Annotated in this window: 15 protein-coding genes; 9 read left to right on the top strand and 6 right to left on the bottom strand. The window is 66.4% G+C overall.

Annotated features, from left to right (window positions below; all coding sequences use genetic code 11):
* Positions 1 to 93 precede the first annotated feature (93 nt).
* On the top strand, positions 94 to 1,368 hold the full coding sequence (locus AC1DYX_RS01755; RefSeq protein WP_477255676.1) for a cyanophycinase: 1,275 nt from the start codon (positions 94 to 96) through the stop codon (positions 1,366 to 1,368).
* Positions 1,369 to 1,816: 448 nt separating this feature from the next.
* A complete protein-coding gene (locus AC1DYX_RS01760; RefSeq protein ID WP_477255678.1) occupies positions 1,817 to 2,542 on the top strand; it encodes a GH12 family glycosyl hydrolase domain-containing protein in 726 nt (241 codons plus the stop codon).
* Here the strand turns inward: AC1DYX_RS01760 and AC1DYX_RS01765 are convergent.
* The 4 genes from AC1DYX_RS01765 to AC1DYX_RS01780 all read right to left on the bottom strand — a co-directional run bounded on the left by AC1DYX_RS01765 (position 2,536) and on the right by AC1DYX_RS01780 (position 7,822).
* Positions 2,536 to 2,817 carry a hypothetical protein gene (locus AC1DYX_RS01765; RefSeq protein ID WP_477255680.1) on the bottom strand — a complete coding sequence of 94 codons (282 nt, stop codon included), beginning with the start codon at positions 2,815 to 2,817 and terminating at the stop codon, positions 2,536 to 2,538. The two genes, AC1DYX_RS01760 and AC1DYX_RS01765, sit on opposite strands and share 7 nt — an antisense overlap.
* A 120-nt stretch (positions 2,818 to 2,937) precedes the next feature.
* The gene (locus AC1DYX_RS01770) at positions 2,938 to 4,302 is read right to left on the bottom strand and encodes a glycoside hydrolase family 27 protein (protein WP_477255682.1); all 1,365 of its coding nucleotides are present in this window, start codon (positions 4,300 to 4,302) and stop codon (positions 2,938 to 2,940) included.
* Between the two features lie 115 nt (positions 4,303 to 4,417).
* A complete protein-coding gene (locus AC1DYX_RS01775; protein WP_477255684.1) occupies positions 4,418 to 5,551 on the bottom strand; it encodes an endo-1,4-beta-xylanase in 1,134 nt (377 codons plus the stop codon).
* A 36-nt stretch (positions 5,552 to 5,587) separates the two neighbouring features.
* Positions 5,588 to 7,822 (bottom strand): alpha-glucuronidase family glycosyl hydrolase, encoded by a 2,235-nt coding sequence (locus AC1DYX_RS01780; RefSeq protein WP_477255686.1) that lies wholly within the window; start codon positions 7,820 to 7,822, stop codon positions 5,588 to 5,590.
* A 184-nt stretch (positions 7,823 to 8,006) separates the two neighbouring features.
* On the opposite strand from AC1DYX_RS01780, the gene AC1DYX_RS01785 reads away from it, so the two are divergent.
* The 7 genes from AC1DYX_RS01785 to AC1DYX_RS01815 all read left to right on the top strand — a co-directional run bounded on the left by AC1DYX_RS01785 (position 8,007) and on the right by AC1DYX_RS01815 (position 18,881).
* The gene (locus AC1DYX_RS01785) at positions 8,007 to 9,116 is read left to right on the top strand and encodes a LacI family DNA-binding transcriptional regulator (RefSeq protein ID WP_477255688.1); all 1,110 of its coding nucleotides are present in this window, start codon (positions 8,007 to 8,009) and stop codon (positions 9,114 to 9,116) included.
* Between the two features lie 581 nt (positions 9,117 to 9,697).
* Complete coding sequence (locus AC1DYX_RS01790) at positions 9,698 to 12,085, top strand: glycoside hydrolase family 3 N-terminal domain-containing protein (protein WP_477255690.1); 2,388 nt, start codon at positions 9,698 to 9,700, stop codon at positions 12,083 to 12,085.
* Positions 12,086 to 12,102: 17 nt separating this feature from the next.
* Complete coding sequence (locus tag AC1DYX_RS01795) at positions 12,103 to 13,290, top strand: fumarylacetoacetate hydrolase family protein (RefSeq protein WP_477255692.1); 1,188 nt, start codon at positions 12,103 to 12,105, stop codon at positions 13,288 to 13,290.
* Between the two features lie 29 nt (positions 13,291 to 13,319).
* Positions 13,320 to 14,108 (top strand): D-xylose 1-dehydrogenase, encoded by a 789-nt coding sequence (gene xylB, locus AC1DYX_RS01800; RefSeq protein ID WP_477255694.1) that lies wholly within the window; start codon positions 13,320 to 13,322, stop codon positions 14,106 to 14,108.
* Complete coding sequence (locus AC1DYX_RS01805) at positions 14,105 to 14,986, top strand: SMP-30/gluconolactonase/LRE family protein (protein WP_477255696.1); 882 nt, start codon at positions 14,105 to 14,107, stop codon at positions 14,984 to 14,986. Before xylB ends, AC1DYX_RS01805 begins: the two co-directional genes overlap by 4 nt.
* Before the next feature lie 5 nt (positions 14,987 to 14,991).
* Positions 14,992 to 16,776, top strand: coding sequence for an IlvD/Edd family dehydratase (locus AC1DYX_RS01810; RefSeq protein WP_477255698.1), 1,785 nt, complete (start codon positions 14,992 to 14,994; stop codon positions 16,774 to 16,776).
* Between the two features lie 56 nt (positions 16,777 to 16,832).
* Positions 16,833 to 18,881, top strand: a complete 2,049-nt coding sequence (locus tag AC1DYX_RS01815) for a glycoside hydrolase family 2 protein (RefSeq protein ID WP_477255700.1) — start codon at positions 16,833 to 16,835, stop codon at positions 18,879 to 18,881.
* Positions 18,882 to 18,910: 29 nt separating this feature from the next.
* Here AC1DYX_RS01815 and AC1DYX_RS01820 read toward each other — a convergent pair whose 3' ends face one another.
* Both AC1DYX_RS01820 and AC1DYX_RS01825 read right to left on the bottom strand, forming a co-directional pair.
* Positions 18,911 to 20,491 carry an aldehyde dehydrogenase (NADP(+)) gene (locus AC1DYX_RS01820; protein WP_477255702.1) on the bottom strand — a complete coding sequence of 527 codons (1,581 nt, stop codon included), beginning with the start codon at positions 20,489 to 20,491 and terminating at the stop codon, positions 18,911 to 18,913.
* A gap of 146 nt (positions 20,492 to 20,637) precedes the next feature.
* Positions 20,638 to 23,700 (bottom strand): TonB-dependent receptor, encoded by a 3,063-nt coding sequence (locus AC1DYX_RS01825; RefSeq protein ID WP_477255704.1) that lies wholly within the window; start codon positions 23,698 to 23,700, stop codon positions 20,638 to 20,640.
* Positions 23,701 to 24,447: the final 747 nt, after the last annotated feature.

Genomic DNA, 24,447 nt, shown 5'->3' on the forward strand with positions numbered 1-24,447 from the left:
ACCGGAAATATAAAAAAGCTAATATGCTGAGCCAGCCCCCCCCGGTGGCATGCGCGCCGCCGGATCCGAACGCACCGACCACACGGAGTCCGCATGAAAGCAAACCCGATCGCCCACGCAGCCCGCGCCCTGTTCGTCGTCGTCCCGCTGCTGGCGGCCCAGCCGGCGCTGGCCGGCTCGAACTATACCTACAGTTATGTCGGCACGCCGGCCGCGCCCGTGAGCGCGAAACCCGTGTCGTGCGTGGGCACGGCCTGCTCTCCGTCCGTCGTTCTGATGGGCGGCGGCTACGACGTGGGCGAGGCGTTCCGCTGGATGATCGCGCAGGCCGGCATCTCGCGCGCGACGGGCGGGCGCTTCGTCGTCATCCGCGCGACGGGGACCGATGCGTACAACCCGTACGTCTACAGCCGCCTGGGGCAGGTCGACACGACGACGCCCAGGAATTACGAAATGGTCGGCGGCATCGACCTCGGTGTGACGTCGGTCGAGACCCTCGTCATCCCGAGCCGCAAGGCGGCCGAGGATCCGTTCGTGCTGGGCGTGATCGCGAAGGCGAGCGCGATCTTCATCGCCGGCGGCGACCAGGCGGATTACTACAACTACTGGCAGGGTACGTCGCTCGATGCGGCGCTGCAGCGCGCTGTGAACGCCGGCGTCCCGGTCGGCGGCACGAGCGCCGGCAATGCCATGCTGGGGCAGTATGCGTTCGTGGCCTTGCGCGGCACGGCCACGTCCGGCGATGCGCTCGCCGATCCTTTCAACCGGTATATGACGATATCGCCGCTGAACACGTCGTCCACCAAGGTGCCGGACCAGAGCTTCCTCGGCATCCCGTCGCTCGACAAGACGATCACGGACGATCATTTCAATACGCGCGACCGCCTGGGCCGGCTGTTCGGCTTCATCGCGCGTATCGGCAACGGCTGCCCCGGCGGCGTGGAGGCGTTCGACGCCGTGCTGGGCATCGGCGTCGACGAGGAGACGGCGCTGCTGGTGTCGGGGCCGCGTGGCGCTGCCCGTGCGCAACTGGTCGCCAATCCGTATAACGCGGAAAACACGACGCCGCAGTACACGCAGCAGAACTCCGCCTATTTCGCGAAAGTCGTGCGTGCGCCCACGCTGTGCGCCAGCGGTCAGCCGCTGAACGACAGCAGCGGTATCCAGGTGTATCGCCTGAGTGCCCAGACCGCGCAGCCGTCGCCGTATCCGGCCGCGCCGCAATACAGCTTCAAGGTCAAGGCGACCTTCAACCTGTCCGACTGGACGCGCCAGGGCGCGCAGGCCTACAGCGATGGATCTTCGCTCAACGGCCCGTTCGTGTACGGCACGGCCGGCGGCGCGATCCTCGGTACGCAGGTCCGCTGAGAGCCGCGCGAGGTATAACGAAATCGATTTCAGGCATACGATGTTGGCATGGCTCGATGATAGCGGTTAACAAGTAGAGTTAGCACGATTGACTCGTCGAACACTCATCCCTACGATAAAAAAAGCAATAAAAATACAAAGGCCGCCGCAGGCGGCCAAGGAGATAAGCCATGACAGCCAGCCAGGAATTCCGGGCGCTTGTGCCCGTCCGTATCCCGATGCCCTCCGGCGCCCGCGCCGCCCACCGGCTGTGCGCGGGCTGATCGCCGCGCACACCCACCGACACCATCCAGCAATGCGACCGCCGCGCACGCCGCGCGCGGCGGAGCGCGTATGCCTTCAGCGTTGACAGGACTGCGGCGTTTCACGCCCCGGACGCCGTACGCGGTTACCGCACGCAGTGCCGTGCATGCGGTGCGCACCAGCGGGGCGAATACAAGGAGATAAGATGAAGAAGACGTCAGGCATCATCGCACTGGTACTTGCAGCGGCGTTCGCCGCCCCGGCGCAGGCCGCGACGTGGTCGACCACCGCGCAATACGGTTCGACGACGATGGGCGCATACAGCTTCAACAACGACGTCTGGGGGCAGGGCGCCGGACCGCAGACCTTGTGGGTGAATTCGCCGACCGACTGGGGCGTGTGGTCGAACCAGCCGAACACGGGGGGCATCAAGTCCTACCCGCATATCAACTACTACGTCGGCAAGACACTGGGTTCCCTGTCGCGCCTGACGTCCGTCATGTCGGCCACGACGCCGGCCGGCGGCGCCTGGGAGTCAACGTACGACATCTGGGACACCAACCACGCCTACGAGATCATGCTGTGGCTGAACTACACGGGCACGTCGGCCGGCTGCGGCAACGTCAAGCCGATCTCGTACAACTGGACGGCGCAGGGATGCGCGATTCCCGTGTACGCGAACGTGAACGTCGGCGGCGCCACGTGGAACGTCTATCGCGGCAATAATGGCAAGAACATGGTGTATTCGCTGCTGCGCACGACGAAGACGAACAACACGACCGTCGACATCCTGGCGATCATGCGCTACCTGCAGAACCTCGGCTGGATGGGTGACGTGACCGTCGGCGACGTCCAGTACGGGTTCGAGATCACGTCGTCGTCGGGCGGCATGGACTTCGCGTCCCGGAATTTCTCGGTCACCGCCTATTGATCGAGCAGGCGCAGGGCGCAGACGCGGTTGCGCCCTGCGCGCTTGGCGTCGTACATCAGCTTGATCGCCAGCGACATCGCGTGCCAGTGGAATTCGTCCGGCCACCGGGCGGCGATGAACATGAAGCCGGCGAGCGCGACGCCTTCCGCGATGGAAGCGGTGCGCTGCGTGGCGCCGACGGCCAGCGGCCTGCGGTAGCACAGCCAGGCGCTGCTGACAGCCCGATGCCGGATGCGGGATCGGGCGCGCCGGCGGGGCGGGTCGCGACACCGCACGGCATGGCAGTCATATAAGGCTGTTGATATGGGTGCAATTCTGGCATGAGAATACGCCGGAATAGTCACCCTTTGTCACAGCGGCGCCGCAGGCGCGTCGACGAGGTAGCGCTCAGGCGCTCAGGCGGTCAGGCCCAGCAGCGTCGAGCCGTGCGGCGCCAGCGTCGTGCGGATGGCGCCCTTGACGGTGCCCTGGTCGCGGCGGGCCCACAGGTCGCGCACGGCAACGTTCCGGTTGCCCAGGTCCAGGCGCGACAGGTCGAACACGATCTCCGCCGGGGCATCGCCCGTGTTGAACAGCGCGAGGTATTGCACGCCGTGCTTGTCGGCCGGGCGCGCGGTCCAGATGCGGGTGTTGGCTTCGGCGCGGAGCGGGCGGTTGCCGCGGCTGCGCTGGTTGATGGCCAGGACCTCGGGGTTGGTCAGCAGCGCGAGCGTCTTCGCGTCCAGGTGACGCAGGTCGCCGCCCATGATCAGCGGCGAGCGCGCGATGCTCCACAGCGTCATCAGGGTCTGCTGCTCGTCCGGCGTGAACTTGGTGTCGCGTTCGCCGAGCGCGAGGCGGCCCAGCGGCAGCATGTCGGCATCGGGCCAGGAGTTCGCGCCCATCACCGGGTTCCAGTTTTCCAGGCGTTGGAACTGCTCGTTCAGGAGGCGCCATTCATCCCAGAAGTCGTCCGAGATGCGCCACATCTGCGCGTAGTGCGGCACGTGGCTGTCCCAGCGCAGGTCCATTTCACCCGGCGACAGGGAGAGGATGATCGGACGGCCGCTGGCCACGATGGCCTTGTGCGCAGCCTCGACCTCGGGCCAGTTGCGCTCGTACGGGCGCGACATGTCGTCCATCTTGACGAAGTCCACGCCCCACTCGGCGTACTGCTTGAAGACGGAATTGTAGTATTCCTGCGCGCCCGGCTTCGTCATGTCGACGCCGTACATGTCGCCGTTCCACTCGCAGATCGCCTTGGTGTCCGCGATATCCTGCGCGCGCAGCTTCGTGCCGAGGATCGGCGTGTTCAGGCGCACCGCCTGGCGCGGGATGCCGCGCATGAGGTGGATGCCGAACTTCATGCCGCGCTTGTGGATCTGGTCCGCGAGCCGCTTGAAGCCGGCGCCGCCCGCCGCCGACGGGAAGCGGTTCGGTGCCGGTTGCAGGCGGCCGTACTGGTCCATCGTCAGTTCCGCGTCCTTGCGGTAGGTGTAGCTGTTCGCGTTCGGTTCGTACCACTGGATGTCGACCGTGAACACGTTGTACCCGAACGGCAGCAGCTTCGCGGCCATGATGTCGGCGTTTTCCAGCGCCTGGGCTTCGGTGATGGTGGGGCCGAACGAATTCCAGCTGTTCCAGCCCATCGGGGGCGTGGGTGCGAGCGCGCCGCCGGATGTGGGCGCCTTCGACGTCGCCGCGAAGGCGAACGAGGGCAGGCTGGCGGAGGCGGCGGTGGCGAGGGAGGCAGTGAGGAGGCGGCGGCGATTGGAATCCATATGTCTCGACTTTATGATATTGATATTAATATAGAATTAATGCCGCCATAGTATAGATTCCAATCGGCCTGCGCGCCAAATGATTAAATCGCGCAGACCGATATCGAAATCGGTATCAGACGTGGCGCGGCGGCGCGGCCTTGATGGCGTCCGCGATGGCCTGGCGCATCGGCTTCGCCTTCAGCTGCGCGTCGAACGGCGTCGGACGCATCGGCAGCTTGTCCTTGCGTGGCGCTTCGTCCCAGGTCTGCAGCCAGCTGATGTTGTCCGACATGCCCCACACGAGGATGTCGCGCAGGCGCGGGTAAGCCAGCGTCACGTCAAGGTAGTCGCGCGTGGCGGCAGCCACGCCGGCGTCGCGCCTGGCGATGTCGGCCGGCAGGCGGCGGTCGTTCACGTCCAGTTCCGTGATCAGCAGGTCGTAACCCATGCCCGACACTTCGTCCAGGAACTTGCGCCATTCGGCCAGGTCCGATCGGCCTTTATCGGTCTCATCCCACGAGCCGATGTGGCTCTGCAGGCCGAGGGCGTGGATCGGCGTGCCGCGCTTCTTCAGGTCCGCGAGCAGGGCCAGGACGCCTGCCCGGTGGCGCGCGCTGCCGGCGTCGCCGCGCATGTAGTCGTTGTACACCAGCTGTGCCTGCGGCGCGTACTCGTGCGCGAGGCGGAACGCGAGGTCGATCTGCTCGATGGCACCGAGCGGGCGGGTGAGGGCGTTCTGGCGCAGCTTGCCGTCGGCCGGCTCGATGGCCTCGTTGACGACGTCCCAGCTCTTGATGCCTTTGCCGAAGTGGCCGCAGACGGTGCTCACGTGCGTGCGCATCAGCTGCTCGACGGCCTTGGCCGGCTGCGGGCCGAAATTCTGCCTGGCGACCCAGGCCGGCACCCATTTCTCGGCCTGCCAGAACAGGTTGTGGCCGCGCACGGCGATGCCCTTGTCGTTCGCCCAGGCGATCACCTCGTCGGCCGGACCGAAATTCGGCTTGCCCGGTGCCGGCTCGAGGGCCTGCCATTTCATCTCGTTCTCGAGCACGATCAGGTTGCACTCGCGTTCGACGAGCGCGCGGTAGGCCGGGTCGCCGAACTGGTTGCGGCCGGCGCTGATCGCCGTGCCGAAGCGCATGCCCTTGCGGGCCGCGATGTCTTTCAATCCCTCGCCGGCCGGCGCCTGCGCGCGCGCGCGGGGAGCGATTGCCGGCAGCATGGCGGCGCCGGCAAGCATGCCGAGGATGTTTCGTCTCGATGTCATGTGTAGTCCTTCTTTTATTGTGGTGGGTGAAACTGGTCAGCCGTGGCCGGGCGCGTACGGGAACGCGAGCGACCGGTAGTACTCGAGTGTTTGCGCCGGCGGACGCACGCCGGCCGGCAGGGGCAGCCCGGAGGCATGCTGGAAATAGGCGATGCACGCGTCGCGCCACCATTGCGCCTCGCGGTGTTGCTGGGCCAGGCGCTGGGAGACGTCGTCCCAGCGGCGCGCGTCGACGAACGGGCGCAGGCGCTGCCATTCGCCCTGCATGGCGGCGACTTCCGCCACGCCGTGGTCGTAGTGGGCGAGGAGGTCGTCCCACAGCGTGCGGCCGGACGGCATGCGGGTGTCCCACGGCAGATGGTGGAACCACAGCAGCAGCTCAGGCGGCGTCGTGGCCGGGTCGGCGAAGCGGCGCGCGACGTCCGGCGCGTACTGGGCCACGGCATTGCTGCCCTTCGCGGTGCGGTCGAAGCCGATGCCGTCGCGGCCGGCGCGGTGGTAATAGACGGGATTCCAGTCCGCGCGGCCCAGGTTGTCGACCCATGGTGCCGGGCCGTAGTGGTGACCCGTGCCCATGATATGGTGCAGGCCGAGGGGCGTCATGTAGTCGACGGCCGCCTCGCGCGAGCGCATCATCATGTCCACGACCGGATCGACGACGCGCGCATCCGGCGCGAACGTCTGGCTGGCCCATTCGCGGGCGATGGCGCGGCTGTCCAGGTCCGGATCCCAGGCGAGGCGGCCGACCGCGTACCAGTTGGCCTGGTCGAACGTGGAACCGGTCCAGTTGCGGCTGCTGCCGATGTTGGCGACGCCGGCGATGCCGCCCACGCGTCCATTCTGCGCCCCTTCCAGTACGCGTGCGACCGTCATCGGTTTGCCGCCGGCGCGGGTGTCGAAGCGCAGCGTCTCCTGGAACAGGGTGCCGAGGTAGACGAGATGGGTCGCGAAGCCGAGGTATTCCTTCGTCACCTGGAATTCCATCATCAGGGGCGTGTCCGGCATGGCGCCGAACAGCGGGTGTGCCGGCTCGCGCGGCTGGAAGTCGATGGCACCGTTCTTCACCTGTACGAGCACGTTCCTGTCGAACTTGCCGTCCAGCGGCTTGAACTGGTCGTAGGCCTGGGTGGCGCGGTCGCCGCTTCTTCCCCCCCCTTGGCCGGGGTGCGCCGGCGGACTGTAGACGAATGCGCGCCACATCACGATGCCGTTGTGCGGCGCGAGCGCGCGGGCCAGCATGTTGGCGCCGTCGGCGTGGTTGCGGCCATAGTCCTGCGGTCCCGGCTGGCCTTCCGAATTGGCCTTGACGAGGAAGCCGCCGAAATCCGGGATGCTGCGATAGATCTCGTCGGCCTTGCGCGCCCACCAGGCGGCGACCTGCGGGTCGAGCGGATCGGCCGTCGTCGTCTCCTTCAGTTCCAGCGGCGTCGACCAGCGCACGGACAAATACACGCGGATGCCGTACGGCCGCAGCACGTCGGCGACGGCGGCGGTCTTGGCGATGAAGGCAGGGCTCAATACCTCGGCCCTGGCGTTGACGTTGTTCAGCACCGCGCCGTTGATGCCGAGCGATGCATTGGCGCGCGCGTAGTCCGTGTAGCGCGGATCGACGATGTTCGGCAAATCCCACCAGTTCCAGATCGATTCGCCCGCATAGCCCCGTTCCACGGTGCGGTCCAGGTTGTCCCAGTGGTTCAGCACGCGCAGCGGCAGCGCGGGTTTGTCCGCCAGCGCGATCCGGTCCGGGGCCACGCCCAGCTGGACCTGGCGCAGCCAGGCGAATGTGCCGTACAGGAGGCCGATGTCCGTGTTGGCCGCGACGAGCGTCACGGTGATGCCCTTGATGCGGGCGCGCCGCACGAGATAGCCTTCCGGGCCGAGCGGCACCAACTCGCGCCGTAGGACGTCGGCATCGGCGAGGCCACTGTGGCTGACCAGCGCGTTCGCGCGCACCAGGACGATGGCGCCGGCGCGCGGTTGCGCGGCGGTCGGGATGGCGTCCTGTACACGGCCCAGCATGCCGGCGATGCCGCGCCTGAGTTCCGCCGCGGCGGCGCGCACGGTCGGGGTGTCGTCCGGCGCGGCGATGCCGGTGGCGGCCGCCTGTAAAGCGGTCCGTTGGGCGGCGGGCAGGGGGCGGTAGCGCAGCCACAAGTCGTAGCCGTCTTCGTCGGCGGCGCGGGCGGGAAGGGCGCCGAACAGTCCAAGCAGGATGTTCAGCACGAGCGCCGCCGTCAGGCACGCGCGGGCGTGCCGGAGGAAATGCTGCATTGTAATCTCCGTTGTCGTTATAGGCGGACCGGATGCGGCGGCCGGTCCAATGCGGGAATGTTAGCGCAAACTTTAAAAATGCGAAATCGATTTCTGGGTGTTTACGGCCATTTCTATGGCTATCTTTGCACGGGCATGAGATGCTAAGATAGCGCAAACAAAAAATGTTGGGGAATCGGGAGAAATGAGCAAAGCCAAACCAGAGTCGGTCCAGGAAGAGGTGGAGCGCCGTGGACAGCCCACGATGGCCGACGTCGCCAAGCTCGCCGGCGTGTCCGCGATGACGGTGTCGCGCGTCATGAACGGCAAAGGGCTCGTGCGCGAAAGCACGCGGCGCAAGGTCGCGGAAGCCGTGGCGGCGCTGAACTACACGCCCAACCAGGAAGCGCGCAACCTCGCCGGTTCCAAGCCGATCCGCGTCGGCTTCCTGTACAGTAACCCGAGCGCCGCCTACCTGAGCGAATTCCTCGTCGGCCTGTTGAGCCAGTCCGGCCTGAACAACGTCCAACTGTTCGTCGAAAAATGCGAGGCCGGCGAGCACGAGGCCGAGCAGGCCCGCCGCCTCGTCGAGAACGGCCTCGACGGCATCATCCTGCCGCCGCCGCTGTGCGACAGCGAGGAAGTCCTCGCCGCGATCGCGCAAGCGAACATCCCGGCCGTGGTCGTCGCCTGCGGCCTGCCGGACGCGCGCGTGGGCGCCGTCAGCATCGACGACTACGAGGCCGCGTTCGCGATGACGCGCCACCTCGTCCAGCTGGGCCACCAGCGCATCGGCTTCGTCGTCGGCCATCCGAACCAGACCGCGAGCGCGCGCCGCCTCGAAGGCTATCGCGCCGCGGTCGCGGAACAGGGCGCGGACGCCAGCTCCGAACTGGTCGTGCAGGGCATGTTCACGTACCGCTCCGGCCTCGACGCGGCCGAGCACCTGCTGGCTCTCCAGGAGCGGCCGACCGCCATCTTCGCCAGCAACGACGACATGGCGGCCGCCTGCGTCGCCGTCGCGCACCGGCTTGGCCTGGACGTGCCGGGCGACCTCACCGTCACCGGCTTCGACGACACGGCGCTCGCCACCACCATCTGGCCGGAACTGACCACCGTGCGCCAGCCGATCGCGGGCATGGCGCGCGAAGCCGTGCAGTCGCTCGTGCGGCGCGTGCGCGCGCAGCGCGAGGGCGTGGACGCGCAGCCCGAGCAGGTCCGCATGGACTTCGAACTGGTGCGCCGCCAGTCCGACGCCGCGCCGCGCACCCGTCCGTCGGCACTGTTGCCGCTGGCCGCCAAACGCGCGGTCTGATCTCCGGGGCCGCGGCGAGCGCCGCGGCCGTCACGTTTTTTCCATCCTCCGCAGCGCCCACCGCAGCCGCCGTGAACACATTGTGTTATCCATAACGCATGAATTTGTTCACGCTAACATCCGGTTTTTCCGCTTTCCCACCCGTTTTCGCCAACGCCTGACGTCTTTACGTCGTCCCGGCCGGACATTGCCCCAATATTTGATTGACAAGGGACAAATCGGCCGATTAGACTGGAATGGTTGCGGTAACATTTTTAGTTAAAAGAATGTTGGGTACAAACCCACAAGGATAACAACGACAGGAGACAGGAATGTCCGATCGAAGCGAACGGCAGCAGTGGCCGGCGCGCGGTGCGTGTTTGCACCCGCGTGGCGCCGTGCCGTGCGCGCCGGCGATCCCGCTCCCATGCTTCCCGTTGGCCCTGATGGCGATCCCGAACCCGACCGCGCGCGCTGCCCTTACCGGCCGCGGCGCGGTCCCGCAAGCCGAAGTACCGTCGCTGCCCGTGCGCCAGGCCGGGCGATTGTTTGCGGCGGCAACCATAAAAACAGCAGCACATACAGGTAGGAGACTTTAGTCAATGGGTATCAAACGCAGGGAGTTTCTGGCAAGCGTAGGCGGAGCGGCCGGCATGGCCGCGGTGCCGGGTGCGATGGCGGCTGCGACCGCCAAGGGCACGCCGGTCTACAAGCAGGCGAACGCACCCGTGAATGCGCGCGTCGAGGACCTGATCAAGCGCATGACGCTCGAGGAGAAGATCGCCCAGCTGCAGTGCGTGTGGCTCTCCAAGAAGGATCTGCAGAACGACGACACCAGCTTCTCGGTGGACAAGGCCAGCCGCGTGCACCCGAACGGGATGGGCATGTTCGCGCGTCCGTCCGACCGCCAGGTCGGCGCCGACAACAACGCCGGCAACTCGGGGGCCGTCGGCAACCGCGGCCCGAAGGAAACGGCGGAATATGTGAACGCCGTGCAGAAGTGGGCGCTGGAACGGACGCGCCTCGGGATCCCCGTGTTCATGCACGAGGAGTCGCTGCACGGCTATGTGGCGCCGGAGGCGACGAGCTTCCCGCAGGCGATCGGCCTGGCGTCCTCGTTCGACCCGGAACTGGTCCAGCAGATCTTCTCGCTGGCGGCGCACGAAATGCGCGCGCGCGGCGCCAACCTGGCGCTGGCGCCCGTCGTCGACGTGGCGCGCGAGCCGCGCTGGGGCCGTATCGAAGAAACCTATGGTGAAGATCCGCATGTGTGCGGCGTGATGGGCAAGGCCGCCGTGCTGGGCTTCTCGGGCGATTCCCTGCCGCTGGCGAAGGACAAGGTCTTCGCGACGCTGAAGCACATGACGGGCCACGGCCAGCCGGAGAGCGGCACCAACATCGGCCCGGCGAACGTGGGCGAACGCACGCTGCGCGAAGACTTCTTCCCGCCGTTCGAGAAGATCATCAAGGAAACGAAGATCGCGGCCGTGATGCCGTCGTATAACGAGATCGACGGCATCCCGTCGCACGCCAACCGCTGGCTGCTGACGGACGTGTTGCGCAAGGAATGGGGCTTCCAGGGCCTGACCGTGTCCGACTACATGGCGGTCGCGGAACTGGGCAGCCGCCACCACCTCGTCGGCTCCGTGAAGGAAGGCGGCCTGCGCGCGTTCAAGGCCGGTGTCGACATCGAGACGCCGGACCCGGCCGGCTATGCCACGTTGGGCGAGCTGGTCAAGGAAGGCAAGATCACGCAGCGCGAGATCGACGCCGTCGTCCGCCGCATCCTGCGCCTGAAGTTCGAGGCAGGCCTGTTCGAGAACCCGTATGCCGACGTCGCCCAGGCCGACGCCCTGACGGCCACGCCGGAAGCCCTTGCGCTCGCGCGCAAGGCCGCCCAGCGCAGCGCGGTTCTGCTGAAGAACGACAAAGGCCTGCTGCCGCTCGCGCCGCGCAAGGTCGGCAAGATGCTGCTGGTCGGTACGCACGCGAAGGATACCCCGATCGGCGGCTATTCCGACAAGCCGCGCCACGTCGTGTCCGTGTACGAGGCGTTGCAGGAAGAAGCGAAGGCGAACGGCTTCTCGCTGGCGTATTCGGAAGGCGTGCGCCTGACCGAAGGGCACGTATGGGGCCAGGACGAGATCGTGTGGACCAAGCCGGAAGTCAACGCCCGCCTGATCGCCGAGGCGGTGGCAGCGGCGAAGAACGCCGACACCATCGTCATGGTCCTGGGCGACAACGAGCAGACCGCGCGCGAGGCCTGGGCCGACAACCACCTGGGCGACCGCACGTCGCTGGACCTCGTCGGCCAGCAGAACGACCTGGCGCGCGCCATCTTCGCATTGAACAAGCCGACCGTCGTGCTGCTGCTGAACGGCCGTCCGCTGTCCGTGAACTACCTGGCCGAGCGTGCCGACGCGCTGCTGGAATGCTGGTACATGGGACAGGAGACGGGCCATGGCGTCGCGGACCTGCTGTTCGGCCGCGCCAACCCGGGCGGCAAGCTTCCGGTGACCATCGCCCGCAACGCCGGCCAGCTGCCGCTGTTCTACAACCGCAAGCCGAGCAGCCGCCGCGGCTACATCGACGACGTGACGGCGCCGCTGTACCCGTTCGGCTACGGCCTGTCGTACACGCGCTTCGAGATCTCGGCGCCGCGCCTGGAGCAGGACCGGATCGGCACCAGCGGCAGTACCCGCGTGCAGGTCGACGTCCAGAACACGGGCAGCGTGCGCGGCGACGAAGTCGTGCAGATGTATATCCGCGACGACGTCAGCTCCGTCACGCGTCCGCTGCTCGAACTGAAGGCCTTCAGGCGCGTCACGCTGGAACCGGGCGAGAAGCGCACGGTGACGTTCGACATCAAGCCGTCCGACCTGTGGTTCTACAATGCCGACATGAAGCGCGTCGTCGAACCGGGATCGTTCACCATTTTCGCAGGACCGAACAGCGTCGACCTGAAGAAGGCGACGCTGACGGTTGCATAAACCAAGAGAGACATAAGATGACAGCTATCCAAGCCAATCCGTTACCCCAGGACCTCGACCAGGCTCTGATGGTCGGCCGCGTGTGGCGCGCGGGTGAAATCAATGGTCCGGCCGTCGTGGCCGTACGCAAGGGCCGCGTGGTGGACATCACCCGCCACGCACCGACCGTATCCGAACTGTTCGAGCGCGACGATCTCGTCGCCATCGTGCGCGACGCCGACGGCGAGGACCTGGGCGACGTGAACGCCTTGGTAGCCGCCGCGCTGAATGGCGACGAAGGCGCCCCTGTGCGCCTGCTGGCTCCGAACGACCTGCAGGCCATCAAGGCATGCGGCGTGACTTTCGCCGTCAGCCTGCTGGAACGCGTGATCGAGGAACAGGCCAAGGGCGATCCGGCCCGCGCCAGCGCGCTGCGCCAGCAGCTGCAGGAAACCATCGGCACGAATCTGTCGGAACTGGAACCCGGTGGCGAGGCGGCCATGCGCCTGAAGGCCGACCTGTCGGCGCGCGGCATGTGGTCGCAGTACATGGAAGTGGGCATCGGCCCGGACGCGGAAGTGTTCACCAAGTCGCAGCCGATGTCGGCGGTCGGCCACGGCGCCCCTGTCGGCCTGCACCCGTCGTCGCACTGGAACAACCCGGAACCGGAAATCGTCCTGGCCGTGAACAGCCGCGCCCAGGTGGTCGGCGCGACGCTGGGCAACGACGTCAACCTGCGCGACATCGAAGGCCGCAGCGCACTGCTGCTCGGTAAGGCGAAGGACAACAACGGTTCCTGCGCCATCGGTCCGTTCATCCGCCTGTTCGACGGCGACTTCAACATCGACACCCTGCGCAACGCGGAAGTGCGCATGCTGATCGAAGGCGTCGACGACGGCTTCCAGTTGGCAGGTGMCAGCTTCATGCGCGAGATCAGCCGCGACCCGCTGGACCTGGTGCGCCAGACCTGCGGCAAGCATCACCAGTACCCGGACGGCTTCATGCTGTTCCTGGGCACGATGTTTTCGCCGATCAAGGATCGCGACGCGCAAGGCGGCGGCTTCACCCATCACCCGGGCGACCGCGTGAGCATCTCGACCCCGTCGCTGGGTACGCTGGTCAACACCGTCCAGCGCAGCGACGCCATCGCACCGTGGACGTTCGGCGTCCGCGCCCTGTACGCAAACCTGGCCCAGCGTGGCCTGCTGTCCGGCACCGGCAAATAAGCCGGGCCTTTGATCATAACGAGAACAAAATGTCTGAAAATAACCAAGCATTCGTCTACGCGACGTACCCGGACCTGCAGGACAAGCGGGTCGTCATCACCGGCGGCGGCAGCGGCATCGGCGCCGAGCTGACCACCGCCTTCGCGGGCCAGGGCGCGCGCGTGATCTTCCTCGACATCGCCGAGGAAGCTTCGCGCTCGCTGGAGAAAACGCTGGCCGGTTCGCGCCACGTGCCGAAGTTCATCAAGTGCGACCTGACCAACCTCGACGAACTGAAGTCCACCTTCAAGGCGATCGAGGAAGAACTGGGCGGCGTCGACATCCTGCTGAACAACGCGGCCAACGACGACCGTCACGAGATCGAGAACGTCACGCCGGCGTACTGGGAAAGCCGCATGAACGTCAACCTGCGCCACCTGTACTTCTGCGCGCAGGCCGTCATCCCGGGCATGAAGGCGCGCAAGTACGGCGTGCTGCTGAACTTCGGCTCGATCTCCTGGCACCTGCCGCATACCCAGCTGGGCCTGTACATGATGGCGAAGGCCGGCATCGAGGGCATGACCCGCAACATGGCACGCGAATTCGGCCCGCACGGCATCCGCGCCGTGACCGTGGTGCCGGGCGCCGTCGTCACGCCGCGCCAGAAGGCGCTGTGGCACAACCCTGACGAAGAAGCCCGCATCCTGGCCGGCCAGTGCATCCCCGAGCGCGTCGAGATGGAAGACGTGGCCGCGCTGTCGCTGTTCCTGGCGTCGAACAACGCGCGCCACATCAGCGGCCGCGAGTACTTCGTCGACGCGGGCTGGTACGGCGCATGAGTACCGTAGCCACCAACCCCACCGTGCTGTGGGAGGTCGGCGCCACGCTGGGCGAGGGCGCCCTGTGGGACGCCGCCAACCAGCAGGTGTGGTTCGTCGACATCAAGGGCAAGCGCCTGCACCGCTGCGCGGCCGACGGTTCCGACCAGCGCAGCTGGGACGCCCCGGGCCAGGTGAGCTTTGTCGTGCGTGCCGATGACGGCGGCCTCGTCGTCTCGCTGGAGGACGGGCTGTACCGCTTCATCGAGGCGACCGGAGAATTCGTGCCGTTCGCGAAGGTCGAGGCGGACGTGCCGGGCAACCGCTTCAACGACGGCCACGTCGATGCGCAGGGCCGCCTGTGGTTCGGTTCCATGGACGATGCGGAAGAGCAGGCGACGGGCGTGCTGTACCGCTTCGACGGCAGGCACATCGTGCGCATGGACGACGGCTACATCATCACGAACGGCCCGGCCGTGAGCCCGGACGGGGGCACGCTGTATCACACCGACACGCTCGATAAACGGGTGTATGCTTTCGACCTGGCGGAAGACGGCAGCCTGTCGAACAAGCGTCTGTACGCCGAGATCACGGACGGCGGCTGGCCGGACGGGATGGCGGTGGACGCCGACGGCCACGTCTGGATCGCCGTGTTCCGGGGCTGGCGCATCGAACGCCGCGACCCGCAAGGGCGCAAGGTGGGCGAAGTGCGCTTCCCCTGCTCGAACATCACCAAGCTGGCCTTCGCCGGCGACGACCTGCGCACCGTGTACGCGACGTCGGCGCGCAAGGGCCTGTCGGCCGAGGAACTGGCCCAGCAGCCGCTCGCGGGCGCGCTGTTCACCTTCCGTGCCGAGACGGCCGGATTGCCGCACCACGTGCTGCGGCTGCAGGAGTAAACGGAATGACTCAACAGAACACCAAACCGAAGCGCTTCCGGTCGCAGGACTGGTTCGACAACGAAGAGCGTATCGACATGACCGCTCTGTATCTCGAGCGCTTCATGAACTACGGCATCACGCCGGAAGAGCTCCGTTCGGGCAAGCCGATCATCGGCATCGCCCAGAGCGGCAGCGACATCTCGCCGTGCAACCGCATCCACCTGGACCTGGCCAAGCGCGTGCGTGACGGTATCCGCGACGCCGGCGGCATCCCGATGGAATTCCCGCTGCACCCGATCTTCGAGAACTGCCGCCGCCCGACCGCGGCGCTGGACCGCAACCTGGCCTACCTGGGCCTCGTCGAGATCCTGCACGGCTATCCGATCGACGCCGTCGTGCTGACGACCGGCTGCGACAAGACGACGCCTGCGCAGCTGATGGCCGCCGCCACCGTCGACATCCCCGCGATCGTGCTGTCCGGCGGCCCGATGCTGGACGGCTGGTTCGAAGGTGAGCTGGTCGGCTCCGGCGCCGCGATCTGGAAAGGCCGCCGCCGCCTGGCCGCGGGCGAGATCGACGAGCAGAAATTCATCGACATCGCGACCGCATCCGCGCCGTCCGCCGGCCACTGCAACACGATGGGCACGGCGTCGACGATGAACGCCATCGCCGAAGCGCTGGGCATGTCGCTGACGGGCTGCTCGGCCATTCCGGCACCGTACCGCGAGCGTGGCCAGATGGCCTACGAGACCGGCCGCCGGATCGTCGGCATGGCCTTCGAAGACCTGCGCCCGTCGCAGGTGCTCACGCGCGACGCCTTCATCGACGCCATCGTCGTCAATGCCGCGATCGGCGGTTCCACCAATGCCCAGCCGCACATCGTGGCGATGGCGCGCCACGCCGGCGTCGACATCACGCCGCAGGACTGGATGGAATACGGCTACGACGTGCCGCTGCTGCTGAACATGCAGCCGGCCGGCAAATACCTGGGCGAGCGCTACCACCGTGCCGGCGGCACGCCCGCCATCATGTGGGAGCTGGAGCAGAAGGGCCTGCTGCGCTCGAAGCGTCCGACCGTCACCGGCAAGACGATGGCCGACAACCTCGTCGGCCGCGAAAGCATTGATCGCGAGATGATCCGTCCGTTCGACGAGCCGCTGAAGCAGAAGGCCGGCTTCATGGTCCTGAAGGGCAACCTGTTCGAGTTCGCGATCATGAAGACGAGCGTGATCTCGGAAGCCTTCCGCGCGCGCTACCTGTCGACGCCGGGTTCGGAAAACGCCTTCGAGTGCAAGGTCGTCGTGTTCGACGGTTCGGACGATTACCACCACCGCATCAACGATCCGGCCCTGGACATCGACGAGAACACGATGCTGGTGATCCGCGGTTCCGGTCCGGTGGGCTGGCCGGGTTCGGCCGAAGTCGTGAACATGCAACCGCCCGATGCGCTGATCAAGAAAGGCATCAATGCGCTGCCCACCTTGGGCGAYGGCCGCCAGTCCGGCACGTCGGACAGCCCGTCGATCCTGAACGCATCGCCGGAAAGCGCGGCGGGCGGCAACCTGGCGCTGCTGCGCACGGGCGACCGCGTGCGCGTGGACCTGAACGCGGGCAGCTGCAACGTGCTGATCTCCGACGCGGAACTGGAAGCGCGCCGCAAGGAAGCGCCGCCGGCCATCCCGCCGAACCAGACGCCGTGGCAGCAGATCTACCGTGCGACCGTCGGCCAGCTGCACACCGGCGCCGTGATGGAGATGGCGCTGGAATACCGTGACGTCGGCCACGACATGCCGCGCCACAACCACTGATCTTTCCGATCAGGACGAGGGCCCCTTCGCGGGCCCTTTTTTTTACCGATTCAGACATGCATAGTTACGCGATCCGTTTCAAACGCGCCGTCATGCTGGCCCTGGCGTGCGCATGGATGGCCGGCGCCCAGGCCGCGCCGACGCCGCGCACGACCGTCCCCCTCGACAGCAGCTGGGAATTCATGCGCGGCGACACGCCGGCCACGAAGACGCCCGTGCCTGCGCGCGGCGCCTGGGCGCCCGTGGCGCTGCCGCACACGTTCAACGCCCTCGACGGCACGATGCCGAATCCGTATCGCGGCGCCGGCTGGTACCGGCGCACGATCGTGGCGCCGGGTACGGGGACGGGGCGCACCTGGCTGGAATTCGACGGCGCCGCGCTGTCGACCGACGTGTGGCTGAACGGCGCCTGGGTCGGGCGGCACGAGGGCGGATTCGCGCGCTTCCGCTTCGACGTGACGGAGCTGCTGCACGCCGGCCCGAATGCCCTGATGGTGCGGGTCGACAATGCGCGCCAGCCGGACGTCGCGCCGCTGGGCGGCGACTACACGCTGTACGGCGGCCTGTATCGCAGCGTGCGGCTCGTGACGACGGCCGACGTGCACGTGGACATGCAGGATTACGGCGGCCCGGGTGTCTACTTCAGCACGCCCGACGCGACCGCCCAACAGGCCAGCCTGCACTGGCGCGCGCGCGTGGCGARCGAGCGCGCACGGCCGCAACACGTGCTCGTGACGGCGCGCCTGCGCGACGGCGACGGCAACGTGGCGGCGGCGGCGCAGCGCAGCGTACTGGTGCCGGCGCACGGCGTTGCGGCGGTGGACCTCGACGCCAGCCTGGCCGCGCCGCATCTGTGGCAGGGCGTCGACGATCCTTACCTGTATGCGAGCGAAGTGACCGTGACGCCGGCCGGCGGCACCGCGCCCGTGGATCAGGTGACGAGCCAGGTGGGCATCCGCAACATCCGGCTCGACCCCGACAAGGGGCTGCTGCTGAATGGGCGCCCGTACCGCGTCCACGGCGTCAACGTGCACCTGACCTATGTGCCGGGCAGGGGCGTGGCCGCGACGGACGCCGACATCGACGCCGATTACCGCATCCTCGGCGAGCTGGGCGTGACGGGCGTGCGCCATTCGCACTACCAGCACAACGAGCATAGTTATGCGCTGGCCGACCGCATGGGCCTTCTCGTGTGGACGGAGTTGCCGCTGACGGCGGAGGTCGGCGCGAGTGCGGCATTCGCGGCCAACGCGGCCGCGCAGGCGCGCGAACTCGTGCGCCAGAACTTCAATCACCCGTCCGTGTTCGTCTGGGGCCTCGGCAACGAGATCTACAAGGTGGACGACACGAGCGCCCGCGTGCTGGACGCGATGCAGAACCTCGTGCGCGAAGAAGACGCCAGTCGTCCGACCGCGTACGCGAACTGCTGCGCGCCGATCGACGGGCCGCAGGCCATGCACACCGACGCGATCGCGTCGAACGTGTATTTTGGCTGGTACGATCATGAGTTCGCGGACCTTGCGCCGTTCCTGGCCGACAACCACAAGCGCCGTCCGAACACGCCGGAAGGAATCAGCGAATACGGCGCGGGCGGCAGCGTGCTCCAGCAGGAAGAGACGTGGAAGCGTCCGGTGGCCCCCAGCCGCTGGCATCCGGAGCAGTACCAGGCCCTGTACCACGAGGCCGCATGGCGCCAGATCGAGGCGGCGCCGTGGCTGTGGTCGACCTTCGTGTGGGTCGGTTTCGATTTCCCTTCGTCCGGCCGCAACGAGGGCGACGCGCCGGGCATCAACGACAAGGGACTCGTCACGCTGGACCGCAAGGTCCGTAAGGATGCGTATTACTGGTACCAGGCCAATTGGGCGAAGCGGCCGATGGTGCACATCACGTCGCGGCGTGTCGTGCGGCGTACGCAGGCGGATACCGAGGTCAAGGTGTACAGCAACCAGCCGACGGTGAGCCTGCGGGTGAACGGCGCCGACCTGGGCGAGCGCGCGGTGGAAGGCCATATCGCGCGCTGGCAGGTGCGGCTGGCGCCGGGTGCGAACCGGGTCGAGGCGCGGACAGGAACCCTCGTGGACCGCACGGACTGGAACCTTGAGTAGGGTGGGCACCCTACTGATCTGTCGCGACGCTATCCGGCGACCTTCAGGGTACCGTCCACCATGCGCGTGAGCCCCAGCGGATTCTCATCACGCAGCGCCTCCGGCAGCAGGTCCGCCGGCACATCCTGGTAGCACACCGGACGCAGGAAACGCTCGATCGCGGTCGCGCCCACGGACGTCGTGCGGCTGTCCGACGTGGCCGGGAACGGGCCGCCGTGCACCATCGAGTGGCACACTTCCACGCCGGTCGGGAAGCCGTTGAACAGGATGCGGCCCGCCTTGCGTTCCAGGACGGGCATCAGCCTGCCGGCCAGTGCGCGATCGGCGGCGGTGGCGTGGATCGTCGCCGTCAGCTGGCCTTCCACGTGGCGCGTCACTTCCAGCAACTCGTTCTCGTCCTGGCAGACGACGATCAGCGAGCTCGGGCCGAAGATCTCTTCTTCCAGCGCGCTGTTGGCGAGGAACGTCTGGGCATCCGCCTGGTACAGCGCGGCCTGTGCGGCGCAGCCGCAGCCAACGGCACTGCCTTGCGCGATCAGTTCCACGCCCGCGAGGCCGGAGCGGCGCGCGATCGCGTCGATATAGGCCTGGTGGATGCCCGCCGTGAGCATCGTGCCGGCACCCTTGGCGGCGAGGGCTTCCGTGACGGCCGTGCGGAACACGTCCAGGTCGGTGCCGGCGAGGGCGATCGCGAGCCCCGGGTTCGTGCAGAACTGGCCCGTGCCCATGGTGAGCGAATCGACGAAGCCCTGCGCGAGTTTCGCACCGCCCGCCGCGAGTGCGCCCGGCAGCAGGTAGAACGGGTTAATGCTGCTCATCTCGGCGTACACGGGGATCGGTTCCTTGCGCGCGTTGGCGGCGTTCACGAGCGCGAGTCCGCCCGCGCGCGAGCCGGTGAAGCCGACGGCCTTGATCGCGGGGTGCGAGACGAGGGCCTGGCCGATCTCGAAGCCGGTGCCGATCAGCATGGAGAAGGTCCCTTCCGGCATGCCGCAGTCCTGCACTGCCTGGCGGATGGCCTTGGCCACCAGTTCCGACGTGCCCAGGTGGGCATTGTGTGCCTTGACGACGACCGGGCAGCCGGCCGCCAGCGCGGACGCCGTGTCGCCGCCGGCAACCGAGAAGGCGAGCGGGAAGTTGGAGGCGCCAAAGACGGCAACGGGGCCGAGGCCGATCTTGCGCATGCGCAGGTCGGGACGCGGCGGCGTGCGCTGGGGCAATGCGGAATYCAGCGTTGCTTCGAGGAAGTGCCCGTCGCGCACGACCTTGGCGAACAGGCGCAACTGGTTGCAGGTGCGGCCGCGTTCGCCTTCCAGGCGCGCGGCCGGCAGGCCACTTTCCGCGCCGGCACGCTCGATCAGCAGGGGACCGATGTCCATGATGCGGTCGGCGATGGTTTCCAGGAAGCGGGCGCGCTCCTGCAGCGGTGCGCCGCGGTAGGCATCGAAGGCCTGCTCGGCGAGCAGGCAGGCCGCAGCCAGGTCGTCCATGGTGGCGGCGCCGAATTCGGGTTCGATATCAATGCGCGTGGCGGGGTTGTAGGCGCGCAGCACGCCGGCGCTGCCGCGCACGGCCTGGCTGCCGATGATCATTTCGCCTTGGATGTTCATGAGGGCTCCTTGTCCGAAAACGGAGGTTGGTAACGCGTAGAAAAAGCGTCGCCGCCGGGGCCTCGTGGGCCGCGGCGGCGGTGCGTGTCGATAGAACTTAATTGTATCGAATCATGCGGATTCCCGTTGGTACGGGTGATCCTTCGTCAGAACGTGTACTGTGCCAGCAGCGTGTAGCGTGGGCCGCTCATGAAGACCTGGCGGGTGAAGTTGCCCGCGTGCTGTTCCATGATCTGGCGCGTGTACGAGTTGGTCAGGTTCGTCGCTTCCAGGCCGACGCGGAACTTGTCCGTGAAGTCGTAGAAGATCGAACCGTCCAGCTGGCCGTACGGTGCCTGGTACAGCGGCAGGCCGAATGCCTGGTCGTTGTTGGTCGTCGGGATCAGGTAGCGGCTCGGGTCGGCGGCCGGGTTGGTGTTCAGGCCGTTGTTGCCGCGGCTACCCCACTGGTTCACGCCCAGCAGGTAACGCGAGCGCCAGTTGTACGCCAGACGCATCGACAGGCCGTGCTGCTCGTACATGACCGCGAGGTTGATCGTGTGACGCGACAGGCCCTGCAGCGGGGTCTTGCCGAATGCACGCGCGTCGGTATCGCAGCCGTTGAGCGACAGGTTGAAGTTCGACGAGGCGTCGTTGCCCGAGCACCATGCTTCGAACACCGGGTCGTTCAGCTCGCGCTTGCTCGACACATAGGTCCAGCTGGCCTGGGTACCGATGCCGCGCAGCCAGTCGGGCACGAAGTCGTAGTACTGCTGGTGGGCGATCTCGAAGCCGCGGGCGTAGCCCTTGGCGCCGTTGACCGGACCGGTCACCACGAACGTCTGCGGCTTGCCCGTGACGTCGTTTGCCGTGTACGAGTAGTTCTTCGTGACGATGATGTCCTTGATGTCCTTGTTGAACGCCGAGAACGTCAGCGAGCCGGCCTTGGCGAAGTACCATTCCGCGGTCAGGTCGACGTTGGTCGACGTGGTCGGCTTCAACATCGGGTTGCCGTCGCTGGTGCCGGTCAGGCTGGTGCCGTTGAACTGGATCGCGGTCGTCTTGCCCGAGGCGTCCCGGAAGGTCGTCTGCAGGTTCTGCGCGTTCAGCGTCGTCTGGACTTGCAGCTGGTTGAAGTCCGGACGCGACATGGCCTTGGCCCAGGCGAAGCGGAACTGCAGCGTGTCGCTGTACTTCATGCGCAGGTTCAGGCTCGGCAGCCAGTTGTGGTACGAATTGCTGGCCTGCTGGGCCTGCGCGAACTGGGCGATGTTGATCAGCTTTTCCTGGCCCGACACGGCGWCGCCATCGCCGATCGAGATGGTGGGCGGCGGCGTGAAGGCCACGTAGCCGCTGCCGGTGCCGGTCGTCTTCACGTAGCGGATGCCGACGTTACCGTCGATCGGATACTTCAGGTCATCCCAGCCGAAGCGCAGCTGCGTATAGGCGGCGCGGGTCTTTTCCGACTGCGTGTTGGTCGCGGCCGGATCGTTGAAGGTCGCGGCCTTCCACGGGTCGCAGGTCGAACCCTGTTCCTTGCACAGCAAGTCGTGGTAGGCGTGGATCTTGGCCCATTCGTTCGGGAAGCCGCGCACCGTCGCTTCGTCCGCGAACAGCATCGGCGGGATGTCGAACTTGCCGTCGAAGAAGTTGTCGATCTTCTGCAGCGACGCGCCGCCGGCGAAACGCGGGTCACCCAGGCGGGCGACGTGCGGGATCTGCCAGCCTTCCATCCACGGGAAGGTGATTGCCTGCCAGTTGTAGAACTTCTGGGCCTTGTGGTTCTCGCCATCGCGGTCGGCCATGCGGAAGCCGAAGCGGACGTCGCGCAGAACCGGGTCGTCGAACGTGAACTTGAAGTCGGACTTCCATGCCTTCTGCCTTGCCGTCGCATGGTCGAGCGCTTCCTGGGTGTAGGCCCAGTAGTAGTTGTTCGGGTCGGCCATGTAGGCCGGCGAACCCAGCGTGATCCGCGGGACGTCGCCGCGCATGTCCATCGTCTGGTTCGGCATGATGAAGCCGGTCGACACGTCGGCGTCGAAGCCTTCGGTCGTCGAGTGGACGTGCTGGAAGTCGTTGGTCCAGGTCAGGTCCGGGGTGATGCGCCACTGGACGTTCAGCGACGTGTCGCGGGTGCTCGATTCACGCGTGTTGATGCGCTGCGAGCTGTTGAACGGCGAACCGCCATAGGTCGGGTTCGAGATCGTACCGCTCTGGAACGCGCCATTGCCGTTGAAGACCGAGTCCGCGCTGGCGACCTGCTGGTACCACTTGTCCTCGGACGACGTCACGACGTGCTCGTCCAGGTCTTCCTTGTACTTCGTCTTGAAGTAGGTCAGTGAGGCCGTCAGGTCCTTGTTCGGACGCCACTGGAAGGCGGCATAGTCGCCGCGACGGGTACGCTCGAAGTCCTGCGAGCGGTAGCCTACGCCCAGCGGGATCCATTGCGTCCTGGAGCGATCGTACAGGGCCGGGTCCGTGGAGTTCACGTGCGGGAAGTACGGGTCGACGCCCACGCCGTCCGAACGGGTCGGGCTCTTGGCCTTGGCGAAGTCGACCAGGGCGCCGAATTCGCCGAGCGACGTCTTCCAGCGGTTCGACAGCAGCAGGGTGCCGGTCGGGGACGGTGCACCCTTGCGCAGCGTGGAATACGATTCCGACACGCCCAGCGAGCCCTTGAAGCCCTTGTAGTCGAACGGCATGGCCGTACGCAGGTTGACGAGGCCGGCGACTGCGCCTTCGATCTGTTCCGCGGACGGGTTCTTGTAGACGTCGACGCCGGCCATCAGTTCCGGTGCCACGTCGGCGAAGCCGAGCGAGCGGCCGCCGCCGGCCGAGAACGCGTCGCGGCCGTTGATTTCCGAACGCACGTAGGTCAGGCCGCGCACCGACACGCCGGAGCCTTCGACGGACTGGCGGTTCGGGTCGCCCGCCATGTTGCGGTCGATGGTGACGCCGGCGATACGCTGCAGCACCTCGGTGACCGAACGGTCCGGCAGCTTGCCGATGTCTTCGGCGACGATCGAGTCGACGACTTCATCGGAATTCTGCTTGAGTTGTTGCGCCGACTGCAGTGCGGCGCGCTGGCCGCTGATGTGGACGACCGCAGGGGCGGCGCCTGCAGGAACGTCGGTCGTGGTGGTGGCGCTGGTCTGGGCCCAGGCTGCTGCGCTGGACAATACGGCGACGTGCGCGACCGCTGCCGCGATCGCGGTTTTTTGAAACTTCATTGGTTGGTCTCCCCCGATGATCAGGTAGTGTTTTCTTTATGAAAAGCTCAAACAAAGCCAGGGTTCAGGTGGTGCTTAACACTGGTTGTTATACGCTACCATAAATTTGCACGGACTGCCTTACTCGCGTGTTGGTTTTATCGCACATCAAGACGGTGAAGTGCGTTTGTGATAGCTCGAACCAGCACTCTCTGGGCCTTGTGCCGCGCTACCATTCTGCCTGGGACGCTATGCGTCCGCCAGCAACAAGTCTCTGATATCACGAGTGAAAACGTAAGTTTTCAGATGCGAAGTCTGTTAGCGTATGACACCCGGATTTAACGTTAAGACACAGTTAATGTTATACGCAATCGATTTCACAACATCCAAAAAAATTTTGCTTGACGGATGAGAAATACAACAAATTGTGTCGTCTGAGCAAAAGTATTTCACAGCGTCTCGTCCTGTTCACTGGAACAGGTACTAAACACACGCAACAGCGGCGACACAATATGAAGATCTGTTAGCGCGAACATTTTTCTTGCACGACTAACATTGCTTCGCTTAGCATAACGCCCAGCAGTGCATAACGATAACGGAGATCAAACTGATGTCTTTCACCCGCCAGGCCGGCGCCCGCGCCTGTGCCGCTGCGCTCGCCGTTTCCGCCGTCGCCGGCGGCATGCTGGTGACCGCCGTGCCCGCGCAGGCCGCCGACGCGCCCACGGTCCGTCACTACAAGCACTTCAAGACAGCGATCTACATTCC

The organism is Massilia sp. P2_C2 (genome assembly GCF_056404615.1).